Source organism: Cellulomonas sp. NPDC055163 (assembly GCF_053607065.1).
This window is the reverse complement of the sequence record NZ_JBSGSU010000011.1, coordinates 83,109-95,622: the sequence shown is the minus strand read 5'-3', so window position 1 is coordinate 95,622 and position 12,514 is coordinate 83,109. Positions and strand designations below refer to the sequence as shown.

Sequence of the window (12,514 nt, the reverse complement as noted above, 5' to 3'; positions counted from 1 at the left end):
CCGCCGCGTCGGCTGCACCGAGCGCCCCCGCACGTGCGGAGAGCGCCTCGGCACCCGCCGCGCCGGCGCCCGGCACCCCGGCCCCGGCACGCCGTCCCGGCTCCGCCGGTGACGCCGCACGTCCGGGTCCGCGCCCCGCGCCGGCCGCACCGGCACCCGCCGGTCGTCCCGGTGGCGCGTCGCGTCCCGGCAACAACCCGTTCGCGCCGTCGCAGGGCATGCCCCGCTCCGGCGGTCAGGGCGGCTCGGGCGGCCCCCGCCCCGGTGGCCCGCGTCCGGGCAACAACCCGTTCGCGCCGTCGCAGGGGATGCCGCGTCCCGGCGACCGCCGCAGCAGCGAGGCCCCCGCGGCCGCGTCGGGTGCTCCGGCTCCCGCGGGCGAGCGTCCGGGCGGTCCCCGTCCCGGTGGCCCGCGTCCCAACCCCGGCATGATGCCGGGCCGCAGCTCGAGCGGCGTCGGCCGCCCGGGTGAGCGTCCGGGTCCCGGCGGTCGTCCTGGTGGCGGCCCCGGTGGTCGTCCCGGTGGCGGCGGCGGGTACGCCGGTCGTCCCGGTGGCGCCCCCGGCGGCGCTCCCGCGGGTGGCGGCGGCTTCGCCGGTCGTCCCGGTGGCGGCGGCGGTCGTCCCGGCGGTGCCGGTCGCGGCAGCACGCAGGGTGCGTTCGGTCGCGCCGGCGGTCGCCCCGTGCGTGGACGGAAGTCGAAGCGCGCGAAGCGCCAGGAGTTCGAGCAGATGCAGGCCCCCTCGCTGGGCGGCGTGCAGGTTCCCCGCGGCAACGGGCGCACGGTCGTGCGCCTGCGCCACGGCTCCTCGCTCAACGACTTCGCCGACAAGATCGACGCGAACCCCGCGAGCCTCGTGACCGTGCTGTTCCACCTCGGTGAGATGGCCACGGCGACGCAGTCGCTCGACGAGGACACGTTCGGCACGCTCGCGGCCGAGCTCGGCTACATCATCGAGATGGTGTCGGCCGAGGAGGAGGACCGCGAGCTGCTCGGGGCCTTCGACATCGACCTCGACGCGGAGCTCGCGGACGAGGACGACGACCAGCTGCAGCCGCGCCCGCCGGTCGTGACCGTCATGGGTCACGTCGACCACGGCAAGACCAAGCTCCTCGACGCGATCCGCTCCACGGACGTCGTCGCGGGCGAGGCCGGCGGCATCACGCAGCACATCGGTGCCTACCAGGTGCGTCACGTGCACGAGGGCGTCGACCGTGCGCTGACCTTCATCGACACCCCGGGTCACGAGGCGTTCACCGCCATGCGTGCCCGTGGTGCGCAGGTCACGGACATCGCGATCCTCGTGGTCGCGGCCGACGACGGTGTGATGCCCCAGACGATCGAGGCGCTCAACCACGCGCAGGCGGCCGGTGTGCCGATCGTGGTCGCGGTCAACAAGGTGGACAAGGAGGGGGCCAACCCCGCCAAGATCCGCCAGCAGCTCACGGAGTACAACCTCGTGGCCGAGGAGTACGGCGGCGACACGATGTTCGTCGACGTCTCCGCGAAGCAGAACCAGGGCATCGACTCGCTGCTCGAGGCGGTCCTCCTCACGGCGGACGCGGCGCTCGACCTGCGGGCCAACCCCGACAAGGACGCGCGCGGCGTGGCCATCGAGGCGAACCTCGACAAGGGACGCGGTGCCGTCGCGACGGTCCTCGTCCAGTCCGGGACGCTGCACGTCGGCGACGCGATCGTCGCCGGCACGGCCCACGGACGTGTCCGGGCGATGTTCGACGAGCACGGCGACACGGTCGACGCAGCAGGGCCGGCGCGTCCGGTCATGGTGCTCGGGCTCGCGTCGGTCCCGCGCGCCGGCGACACCCTCCTGGTGGCGTCCGACGAGCGCACCGCGCGGCAGATCGCCGAGAAGCGCGAGGCGGCCGAGCGTGCCGCCCTCCTGGCCAAGCGTCGCAAGCGCATCAGCCTCGAGGACTTCACGCAGGCGCTCCAGCAGGGCAAGGTCGAGACCCTCAACCTGGTTCTCAAGGGCGACGTCTCGGGTGCCGTCGAGGCCCTCGAGGACGCGCTGCTCAAGATCGACGTCGGGGACGAGGTCGACCTGCGCGTCATCCACCGCGGTGTGGGTGCCATCACGCAGAACGACGTCAACCTCGCGACGGTCGACAACGCGATCATCATCGGCTTCAACGTCAAGTACGCGGAGCGCGTCGAGGAGCTCGCCGACCGCGAGGGTGTGGACGTCCGGTTCTACTCGGTCATCTACCAGGCGATCGACGACGTCGAGGCCGCCCTCAAGGGCATGCTCAAGCCGGAGTACGAGGAGGCGCAGCTCGGCACCGCGGAGGTGCGCGAGGTGTTCCGCTCCTCGAAGTTCGGCAACATCGCCGGTTCGCTCGTGCGCTCCGGGGAGATCCGCCGCAACACGAAGGCGCGCGTGCTCCGCAACGGCACGGTCGTCGGGGACAACCTCACGATCGAGTCGCTCAAGCGGTTCAAGGACGACGCCACCGAGGTCCGCGAGGGCTACGAGTGCGGTATCGGGCTCGGTTCGTTCAACAACGTCGAGATCGGCGACACGATCGAGACGTGGGAGATGCGGGAGAAGCCGCGGTCCTGACCGTCGGCTCGACCGCACGACCCGCATGACGCCGTGAACGTCGGGTGGCCCGGACCTGCTGGTCCGGGCCACCTGGCGCTCCGGCACCTGTCGGCCCCGGGACGGGGTCCGACCGACGACGAAGGGCGGAGATGTCATGGCTGACCACGGTCGCGCGAGGAAGCTCGCGGAGCGCATCCAGCAGATCGTCGCGCAGATGATCGACACCCGGATCAAGGACCCGCGGCTCGGGTTCGCGACGATCACCGACGTGCGCATGACCGGCGACCTGCAGCACGCCGACGTGTTCTACACGGTGCTCGGCGACGACGAGGCGCGCGCGGGGACGGCTGCGGCGCTCGAGAGCGCCAAGGGGCTGATCCGCTCCGAGGTCGGCAAGCAGACGGGCATCCGGCTGACGCCGACGCTCGACTTCCACCTCGACGCGGTGCCCGAGACGGCGGCGCACCTCGAGGCGGCGCTGCTCGAGGCCGCCCGCCGGGACGCCGAGGTCGCCGCGCTCGCCGCGTCGGCCCGGTACGCGGGTGAGCCGGACCCGTACCGCAAGCCCGTCGAGGGCGAGGACGAGGCGGACGAGGTCCGCTGACCCGACGCACGCAGACGACGCCCGTGCCCCCCACGTGGGGGCACGGGCGTCGTGGCGCCCGAGGGAGGGTCAGATCGACGGCACGAGCGACTCGTCCCGGCGCCGCTCCGACAGGAACGGTAGCGCCCGGGTGAGGGCCTTGTCGATGCGGGAGTCGAGGTCCTCGCCCGTCACCTGGTAGCTCGTGAACTCGGAGTCGTGCGCGTAGATCGCGAGCGGCAGCGTCTCGGCCTGGAAGAAGCCGAACAGCGGCCGGAACTGGTGCTCGAGCGCGAGGGTGTGGCGCTCGGAGCCCCCGGTGGCGACGAGCAGCACCGGGGTGCCGGTGAGCGCCGTCGGTGCGAGCAGGTCGAAGACGTGCTTGAACAGTCCCGTGTACGAGCCCTTGTAGATGGGGCTCGCCGCGATGACGAGGTCGGCCGCGGCGATCTCGCCGAGCGCGCGGGCGATCGGCGAGCCCGGGTCACCGTACGTGTCGGTGAAGAACGGCACGAGGTCGGTCACGTGGACGGTGCTGGCATCGAGCGGCAGGTGCCGGCCCAGGCGCTCGACGATCTCGGCGACGAGCGCCGCGGTCTTGGACGGGACGCTCGGGCTGCCGTTGACGGCGACGACCTTGAGCGGGGCCTCGGTGCTGCGGGTCATGGGGTTCCTCTCGGGGTCGGGCGGGTCAGACGCCGGCCAGGGCGGGCTCGGCGGGGCGAGCTGTGGCGTGGCGGTTCACGGGCCGGTCGAGCCCCAGGTGGTCGCGCAGCGTCGTCCCCGTGTAGCCCTCGCGGAAGAGCCCGCGGGCGCGCAGGAGCGGCACGACGTGCTCGGTGAAGGCCTCGATGCCGCTGGGCAGGGACGGCGGCATGACGTTGAAGCCGTCGGCGGCGCCGTGCGTGAACCACTCGGTGATGGTGTCGGCGACCTGCTCGGGCGTGCCGGCCACGACGCGGTGCCCGCGGGCGCCGGCGAGGCGGTGCAGAAGCTCGCGCAGCGTCGGCTGCTCGCGGCGCACGATGCCCGCGACGACCTGCCGGCGCGAGCGGTTGTTGTCGGTCACGTCGCCCGCGTCGGCGAACGCGTCGAGCGGCACGGGCCGGTCGAGGTCCGCGACGTCGAACGTCGCCTCGGCGAGGGTCGAGAGCTGGCGCAGACCGTACTCGGGCACGGTGAGCTCGTTGAACTCGCGCTCGAGGGCCTGCGCCTCGGCCTCGGTCCCGCCGAGGAACGGGCTGATCCCCGGCAGGATCTTGACCTGGTCGGGGCGGCGGCCGAACCGCTCGACGCCGGCCTTGATGTCGGCGTAGAACGCCTGGGCGTCGGAGAGCTGCTGGTGCGCCGTGAAGATGGCCTCGGCGTGCCGGCTCGCGAAGGTGCGGCCCTCGTTCGACGCCCCGGCCTGCACGAGCACCGGGTGGCCCTGCGGCGGGCGGGGGGCGTTCAGCGCGCCCGCGACGCGCAGGTGCTCGCCGCGGAACGCCGCCGGGTGGATGCGCGAGGGGTCCGCGAACCGGCCCGTCGCGCGGTCCGCCAGCACGGCGTCGTCCTGCCAGCTGTCCCACAGCCGCGTCGCGACCTCGACGAACTCCCCGGCGCGCGCGTACCGCTCGCTCGGGTCGGGGTGCTCGTCGAGCCCGAAGTTCGCGGCGGCGGCGGACGCCGCGGTCGTCACGATGTTCCAGCCGGCGCGGCCCCCGCTCAGGTGGTCGAGCGTCGCGAACAGGCGGGCGAGGTTGTACGGGTCGTAGAACGTGGTCGACGCGGTCGCGATGAGCCCGATGTGGGTCGTGACGGCCGCGACCGAGGCGAGGGTCAGGATCGGCTCGAGGTGCGCTGCGCTGTTGAACTCGATGCCGGGGCTGAGCACCGGGCCGTCGGCGAAGAAGATCGCGTCGAACGCGGCGCGCTCGGCGTGCTGCGCGAGCTCGTGGTGGTAGCCGGCCGTGAACAGGCGGTCGACCGGGGTGGACGGGTGACGCCAGGCGGCCTCGTGGTGGCCGACGCCGTTGATGAACAGGTTGAGGCTGAGCTGTCGGCGAGCGGGCTGGTCGGGCATGGTGGACCTCGCGATCGGGGGGAGGGGAAGGTCAGGAGGCGTCGACGGGCTCGCCGTCCGGGCCGCTGTCCGGCTCGTACGTGCCGTTGGCGTAGGGGTTGTACTCGTTGGTGTAGACGTCGTCCGCGGTGAAGCGACCCTTCTCGAGCTCGCCGTTGCGCACCAGCCAGTCGATCCACGTCGAGATCTCGCGCTCCTCGATGACCCCGCCCGGCGTGGAGACGCCTACGGACTTCCAGAACGGCACGAGCTCCGGCGTCTCGCCGCGGCCCCGCTCGGTGATGATCTCCGTGTACCGCGCGTGCACGTCCTCGACGGGCGTGACCTGCGTCCAGCGGATCGCGCGCGCGATGCCCTGCACGTAGTCCGCGACGGCGTCGGGGTTCTCCGCGATGAAGTCGTCGCGGAAGATGTAGGACCCGTAGCTGAACTCGCCGAACAGCTCGACCTCGGAGAACAGCAGGCGCAGGCCGCCGCGCTCGAGGGCCTTGTCCTGGAACACCGAGCTGATCGCCACGACGTCGACCTGCCCCTCGCGCAGGACCTGTTCGGCGTTGACCGGCGGGACGACCGTGAGCTCGACCTGCGCGATCTCGTCGGCGTCCAGCCCTTCCCGGGCGAGCCACTCGCGGATGACGAACTCGCTCTGCGCACCGAGCGTGTTGATCCCGATCTTCTTGCCGATGAGGTCCCGTGCCTCGACGACGGGGGAGTCCTCGAGCGTGTAGAACCCGCCGAAGGCCTTGGTGTCGGAACCGTAGTAGGAGATGACGGACGTGACCTTCGCGCCCGACGACCGGAGCTTGACGATCGCGCCGTTGAAGGCGCCGCCGACGTCGGTCGCTCCCGTCGCGGCGGACTGGATGCTCTGCGGTCCGCCGGTCGAGTTGCCGACCCACTCGAGCCGGACCTTCTCGAAGTAGCCCAGGTCGTCGGCCAGCTCGGGGAGCGTGACCTGCCCGGCCGAGCCGTCGTACCGGATGGTCGTCGTGCCGTCGGCGTCGACCGTCGCGGCGTCGGCGGCCCCCGAGCACGCGGCGAGCGTGAGGACGAGCGCTCCGGCGAGCGCAGCGGAGGCCGCGGCGGACAGTCGTGAGGACAGGGACATGAGGGTGCTCCAGAGTTTTTCGGGTCGCCGACGGGGCCGACGCCGTGCGGGGGGACGTGCCGGTGCACGCGCCAGGAAAGTGCAGGGAAAGGCGTCAGGAGGACGCGGTGCGCCAGCGCGAGAAATGCCGTTCGAGGGCCAGGAGGATGCCGTTGACGCTCACGCCCACGAGCGCGATCGCGATGATCCCGGCGTACATCTTCTCGATCTGGAAGTTGAACTGCGCGTACGTGATCAGGTACCCGAGCCCGGCTTTCGCCCCGACCATCTCGGCCGCGATGAGCACGAGGATCGACGACGCGCCGGCCATGCGGACGCCCGTGAAGACCGTCGGCACCGCCGCGGGGAGCACGACCTTCTGGAAGAGCCGGAGCGACGACAGCCCGAGCGAGCGGGCCGACTTCACGAGCAGCGGGTCGACCGACCGCACCGCCGAGATGGTCGTGAGCAGCACGGGGAACGTGCAGGCGTAGACGACGAGCGCGATCTTCGACGTCTCGCCGATGCCGAGGATGAGGATGAACACCGGCAGCAGCGCGAGCGCGGCGGTGTTGCGGAAGAGCTCGAGGAACGGGTTGAGCACGTCCGACACGCGCTCGTACCAGCCGATGGCGACCCCGAGCGGGATCGCGGCGAGCACCGCGATCGCGAAGCCGGCGCCCGCGCGGCTCAGGCTGGCGCCGAGGTGGAGCGCGAGCTCGCCGCTCGTGACGAGGGTGCCGAACGCGCCGAGCACGCGGCTCAGCGGCGGGAGGAAGACCGGGTCGACGAGCCCCACGCGGGGCGCGACCTCCCAGAGCGCGAGGAACAGGACGAGGACGACCGAGGCCCGCAGCGCTCGTGCGGCGTGGGCGCGCAGACGCCGGGTCAGGGCGGGTGTCGCGTCGCGGTCCGCGGCGAGCGCGGGCCGGCGGCCGAGCGTGGGCGGGTCCGCGAACGCGACGGTGTCCTCGGCGACCGGGACGGTGACCGGCGCGGTGCCCGGGTCGGTGCGGGGGGACAGGGTGCTAGGCACGGGCGGGCTCCAGGGTGGCGTGCAGGGGCAGGAGGTCGGTGTCCGCGTCGTCGACGTCCGCGGTCGGGCTGTGCAGCTCGGTCCAGACCCGGTGCCGCAGGCGCCCGAACTCGGGGTCGGAGCGGATGTCGTCGGACCGGCTGCGGTCCAGGTCGACGTCGATCACGGTGCGCAGGCGGCCGGGGCGCGGGCTCATGACAGCGACGCGCTGGCCCAGGTAGAGCGCCTCGTCGATGCCGTGCGTGATGAACACGATGGTGGTCCCCGTCGCACGCCAGATGCGCAGGAGCTCGTCCTGCAGCGTCTCGCGGGTCTGGGCGTCGAGCGCCGCGAACGGCTCGTCCATGAGCAGCACCTCGGGCTCGAACGCGAGCGCCCGGGCGATCGCGACGCGCTGCTTCATTCCGCCGGACAGCTCGTGGGGGTAGCGCTGCTCGAAGCCCCCGAGCCCCACGAGGTCGAGGTAGCGGGCGGAGATCTCCGCCCGCCGCGCCCTGCTGAGCCCCTTGGCCTCGAGGCCGAGCTCGACGTTCGCCCGTGCCGTCCGCCATGGCAGCAGCGCGTACTGCTGGAACACGACGCCCCTGTCGAGCCCGGGCCCGGTGAGCGGCTGGCCGTCCAGCAGGATCGCGCCCGACGACGGCTGCGTGAGGCCTGCGAGGAGGTCGAGCAGCGTCGACTTGCCGCACCCCGAGGGCCCGACGACGGTCAGCAGCTGCCCCGCGGGGACGTCGAGCGTGAAGTCGTCGAGCGCGGTGAACAGCGTGCGTGCGCCGCGTCCGCGGGTGTCGTCGCGGACGGTGAAGTCCTTGTGGACGTGGTCGAACCTGAGCTTGGGCGTGGGCATGACGTGCCTTTCCGGGCAGGGGTGCGCGGGAGCAGGGCGGGGTACGGGCGCCGGCGGGGCGAGGCGTCCCGGAGCGTGGCGCGCCGGACGGACCGCCGGTGACGGGTGAGCGCCGGCGGCTCCGGGTCCGTCGGGACGCGTGAAGCCCCAGGGCGAGGTCCGGGGTGGAGCGCAGGGTACCGGCGCCGAAGGTGGTCAGCCGGTGCGTGGCGAGCGGGTCCCGACGTCGGGACGGGTGCTCAGCGGGGCCGGCTGGACGCGCGGGGCACGCGAGGGTGCGCCGGGCGTGGTGCGGTGACTACCGACAGAGCCGGCTGGCGACGCGCATGAGGTCGACGGCGCGCTGGGTCGTGAGGTGGACCGGCAGGTGCCCGGACGGGCGACCCTCGGCGACCTCGCGCAACGCGGCGGCGGTGAACATGTCGGGAAAACTAGTGACGCGGTCCGCGTCGGCGCAATGTGCATCCATGGGGTGAGACGGTGGTCTCGCGCCGGCCATGCGTCCCGGGCGTACATTGTCGGGTCGCCTCCACCGGTAATGCGCGCACGGAACGTCGCCCGCGAAGAATTGCGCCGGCTGCTGCGGCGCGCCGCCGGCGACGAAATCAGGGTGTGGCGTCGACAGTAGGCGGGGAGTGATCGCACGTCGCCGAGACTCGGACGCGGACCTCCGGCCGGGAGGTGCCGTCGGTCCCCGCCGACAGCCGGCCGTGGGTGGTCGGCGCGGCGTGCGGCCGGTGCGCCGGGGGAGGGCCGCTGACCCCTGCCGCGTGTGGGTCCGTCCTGTTAGCGTGGTTCGCGCACATCGTCCCGGGCTGCTCCACATCGTCGTGAGAGCGCTCCCATGAATGGAGACACCGTGGTTTCCTTCCCCGATGCGAGCGCCCGTGCCTCGGGCGCCGCCGCAGCAACCGTGGCGGTCCTCGCCCTGGCGGCCGCCGTCAGCCCCGTCGCCCTCGCCGCCCCCGTCACCGAGGTGCACGACTTCTCGACCGGGCCGCAGGGCTGGTTCTCCTACCCGCCGGAGGCGGTGACGACCTCGACCGACACGGGCGAGCTGTGCGCCGCGGTCGGTGCGCACACGGGGAACCCCTGGGACGTCGCGATCCAGCACGACGCCGTGGAGTTCGACCGCGCGGCCACGTACACCGTCGAGTTCGACGCGCACGCGAGCCGCGCCGTGACCGTGCCCGTGCAGGGCGGCCCCGGGTACCCCGCAGCGTTCGGGGGATCCGTGCAGCTCGACGGCTCCGCGACCCCGGAGCACGTCGAGCTCACGTTCTCGCCGTCGGCGTGGCCCACCGGCGAGGGCAGCCCGGTCGCGGACGACTGGACCACGACGACGGGCAACGTCTCGTTCCAGCTCGGCAACCAGGGCGAGCCGTACGAGCTGTGCATCGACGACTTCTCGATCACGCCGCTCGGCACGAACCTGATCCCGAACGGCGACTTCGCGAGCGGCACGACCGACCCGTGGTTCGTCGCGGGTGACCTCGGTGCTGCCGACGTGTCCACCGGCGCGCTCGTCGTCCCGGTCCCCGCCGGCTCCGGGATCTACTCCGGCGTCGGGTTCAACGGCCTCGCGATCGAGGAGGGGACCAGCTACACGCTGAGCTTCGACGTCAGTGCCTCCGAGGACCGCTCGATCCGCGCGATCGTCGGCGAGAACGGAGGCAGCTACGGCACCGTCCTCGACAAGACCGTCGCCGTGACGAGCGAGCCGACGACTGTCTCGTACACCTTCACCGCGACCGACACCTACCCGGCGACGACGACCCCGGGCGGGCCGTTCGAGGGTCAGCTCGCGTTCCAGGTCGGCGGGCGCGGGGACGCCTGGACGTTCACCCTCGACGACGTCTCGCTCGTCGAGAGCCTGACTCCGCCCCCGCCGTACGAGCCGGACACGGGCCCGCGCGTCCGGGTCAACCAGGTCGGCTACCTGCCGGCGGGACCCAAGCAGGCGACGCTCGTGACCGAGCGGACCGAGCCCGTCGTCTGGCAGGTCCGCACCGTGTCCGGAGCCGTCCTCGCAGAGGGCGACACCGTGCCCGCCGGCGTCGAGCCGAGCTCGGGCCTGAACGTGCACACGATCGACTTCGGCGCGCTCGCCACCGAGGGCGAGGGGCTGGTCCTGGCGGCCGACGGCGAGACCAGCCGGCCGTTCGACATCGACGCCGACCTCTACCAGCAGCTCCGGTACGACGCGCTGAACTTCTTCTACCTGATGCGCAGCGGCACCGAGATCGACGCCTCGATCGACGCCGACTACGCGCGGCCGGCGGGGCACGTCGACGTCGCGCCCAACAAGGGCGACGGCGCGGTCACGTGCCTCACCGCCGCCGACGAGGGCGCCGGCTGGGCCTACGGCGACTGGGAGTGCCCCGCGGGGTACGCGCTCGACGTGCGTGGCGGCTGGTACGACGCCGGCGACCACGGCAAGTACGTCGTCAACGGCGGCATCGCCGCAGCGCAGCTCCTGAGCACCTACGAGCGCAGCCTGCACGCCGGCACGGCCGACCGCGGTGCGCTCGCGGACGGCACGCTCGCGGTGCCGGAGAGCGCGAACGGGGTCGCGGACGTGCTCGACGAGGCGCGCTGGGAGCTCGAGTTCCTGCTCAGCATGCAGGTGCCCGCGGACGGTGGGGAGTACGCCGGCATGGCGCACCACAAGATCCACGACGTCGGGTGGACGGGCCTTCCGCTGCTGCCGTCCGAGGACCCGCAGGAGCGCCGGCTCGCCCGGCCCTCGACCGCGGCGACGCTGAACCTCGCCGCTGCGGCGGCGCAGGGTGCGCGCCTGTTCGCCGACGTCGACGCCGAGTTCGCCGCCGAGCTGCTCGCCGCCGCGCGCACCGCGTGGGACGCCGCGCAGGCGCACCCGGCGGTCCTCGCCCCCGACGCCGCGGGCAACAACGGCGGCGGTGCGTACGGTGAAGGCACGGTCACGGACGAGCTCTACTGGGCCGCCGCGGAGCTGTTCCTGACGACCGGCGAGGACGCGTTCGCCCAGCACGTGCTCGCGAGCCCGCACGCGACGGGAGACGTCTTCGGGCCTGGCGGCATGAACTGGGGGAGCACCGCCGGCCTCGGCCGTCTCGACCTGGCGACCGTGCCGAACGACCTGCCGACGCGCGACGCGATCCGGCAGTCGGTGCTCGACGCGGCCGACGCGTACGTCGCCACACAGGACGCGCAGGCGTGGGGGAGCACCTACGTGCGGCCCGACGGCCTGTACGAGTGGGGCTCGAACAGCATGGTGCTCAACACCACGGTCGTCGTCGCCACCGCGTTCGACCTCACGGGCGACGAGACGTACCGGCGCTCGGCACTCGAGGCGGTCGACTACCTGCTCGGGCGCAACGCGCTGAACATGTCGTACGTCTCCGGCTACGGCGAGGTCAGCGCGTTGCACCAGCACAACCGCTGGTTCCCGCTCTCGGTCCCGGGGGTGTCCCCGGACGGGTCGCTCGCGGGCGGGCCGAACTCGACGACCGGCACGTGGGACCCGACGATGCAGGCAGCGTTCGTCGGCGGCTGCGCGCCCTCGATGTGCTACCTCGACGAGCTCGGGTCATGGGCGTCCAACGAGGTCGCGATCAACTGGAACTCGGCGCTCTCGTGGGTCGCGTCCTTCGTCGCCGACCAGGGCGACGGCTCGGCCGACGCGAGCACCGCCGTGCGGGTCACGCAGCAGCCGGCCGACGCGACCGTCGCGCCGGGAGCGAGCGCGACGTTCGCCGCCGCGGCCGACGGCGTCCCGGCGCCGACCGTGCGGTGGCAGGCGCAGAGGCCGGGCGTACGGTGGGTCGACGTCCCGGGCGCGACGAGCGGGACGCTCACGGTGACCGCCGCGCTCGGGGATCACGGCACCCTCTACCGTGCGGTCTTCACCAACGCGTCCGGCTCGGAGGCCACCGACGTGGCTCGCCTCGCCGTCGTTGCCGCCGAGCCGCTCTCGGTGCGGCTCTCGTCGCCTGTGCTGCGGGCCGGCGGGAACGTGACCGTCGCCGTGCGGGGTGCGGCTGCGCGGGAGATCGTCCAGGTCCGGCTCGGTGACGAGCTCCTGGAGACGCGGGCGGTGCGCAAGGACGGCACGGTGTCGATCAGCGTGCACGTCCCGCGCCACACCGACCCGGGCGCGTACTCCGTGATCGTGCGGGGGACGTCGTCCGGTCGCGAGGGGTCCGCGCCGCTGCAGGTCCTTCCGGCGCCGCGTCACTCCTGACGTCGGGTGCGGGGGCCGGGTTCCTGCCCGGCCCCAACACAACGCAGGGGCACCCGCACCGCGGACGGACAGTTAAGGCATGGCCGGCGACTCACGGCGGGTTGGGT

Annotated in this window: 9 protein-coding genes; 3 read left to right on the top strand and 6 right to left on the bottom strand. The window is 73.1% G+C overall.

The genetic code is table 11. From position 1 onward, the window contains the following. Both infB and rbfA read left to right on the top strand, forming a co-directional pair. Positions 1–2,582 (top strand): translation initiation factor IF-2 (gene infB / locus ACWFNE_RS19025; protein ID WP_452123985.1); only part of this gene is annotated, 2,582 nt, incomplete at its 5' end. 136 nt (positions 2,583–2,718) lie between these two features. After that, a complete protein-coding gene (rbfA, locus tag ACWFNE_RS19020; RefSeq protein ID WP_452123984.1) occupies positions 2,719–3,168 on the top strand; it encodes a 30S ribosome-binding factor RbfA in 450 nt (149 codons plus the stop codon). Positions 3,169–3,237: 69 nt separating this feature from the next. On the opposite strand, the gene ACWFNE_RS19015 is transcribed toward rbfA, so the two are convergent. From ACWFNE_RS19015 to ACWFNE_RS18990, 6 genes are all read right to left on the bottom strand, one after another. Continuing rightward, complete coding sequence (locus tag ACWFNE_RS19015; RefSeq protein WP_452123983.1) at positions 3,238–3,813, bottom strand: NAD(P)H-dependent oxidoreductase; 576 nt, start codon at positions 3,811–3,813, stop codon at positions 3,238–3,240. 25 nt (positions 3,814–3,838) lie between these two features. Then, the gene (locus tag ACWFNE_RS19010; RefSeq protein WP_452123982.1) at positions 3,839–5,212 is read right to left on the bottom strand and encodes an LLM class flavin-dependent oxidoreductase; all 1,374 of its coding nucleotides are present in this window, start codon (positions 5,210–5,212) and stop codon (positions 3,839–3,841) included. A 31-nt stretch (positions 5,213–5,243) separates the two neighbouring features. Next, the gene (locus ACWFNE_RS19005) at positions 5,244–6,320 is read right to left on the bottom strand and encodes an ABC transporter substrate-binding protein (RefSeq protein WP_452123981.1); all 1,077 of its coding nucleotides are present in this window, start codon (positions 6,318–6,320) and stop codon (positions 5,244–5,246) included. Between the two features lie 94 nt (positions 6,321–6,414). Next, complete coding sequence (locus tag ACWFNE_RS19000) at positions 6,415–7,335, bottom strand: ABC transporter permease (protein ID WP_452123980.1); 921 nt, start codon at positions 7,333–7,335, stop codon at positions 6,415–6,417. Continuing rightward, the gene (locus ACWFNE_RS18995; RefSeq protein ID WP_452123979.1) at positions 7,328–8,182 is read right to left on the bottom strand and encodes an ABC transporter ATP-binding protein; all 855 of its coding nucleotides are present in this window, start codon (positions 8,180–8,182) and stop codon (positions 7,328–7,330) included. Before ACWFNE_RS18995 ends, ACWFNE_RS19000 begins: the two co-directional genes overlap by 8 nt. Positions 8,183–8,480: 298 nt before the next feature. Then, positions 8,481–8,651: a hypothetical protein gene (locus tag ACWFNE_RS18990; RefSeq protein ID WP_452123978.1), complete on the bottom strand. Its 171-nt coding sequence runs from the start codon at positions 8,649–8,651 to the stop codon at positions 8,481–8,483. A 390-nt stretch (positions 8,652–9,041) separates the two neighbouring features. On the opposite strand from ACWFNE_RS18990, the gene ACWFNE_RS18985 reads away from it, so the two are divergent. Next, positions 9,042–12,407, top strand: coding sequence for a glycoside hydrolase family 9 protein (locus ACWFNE_RS18985; RefSeq protein ID WP_452123977.1), 3,366 nt, complete (start codon positions 9,042–9,044; stop codon positions 12,405–12,407). Positions 12,408–12,514 lie beyond the last annotated feature (107 nt).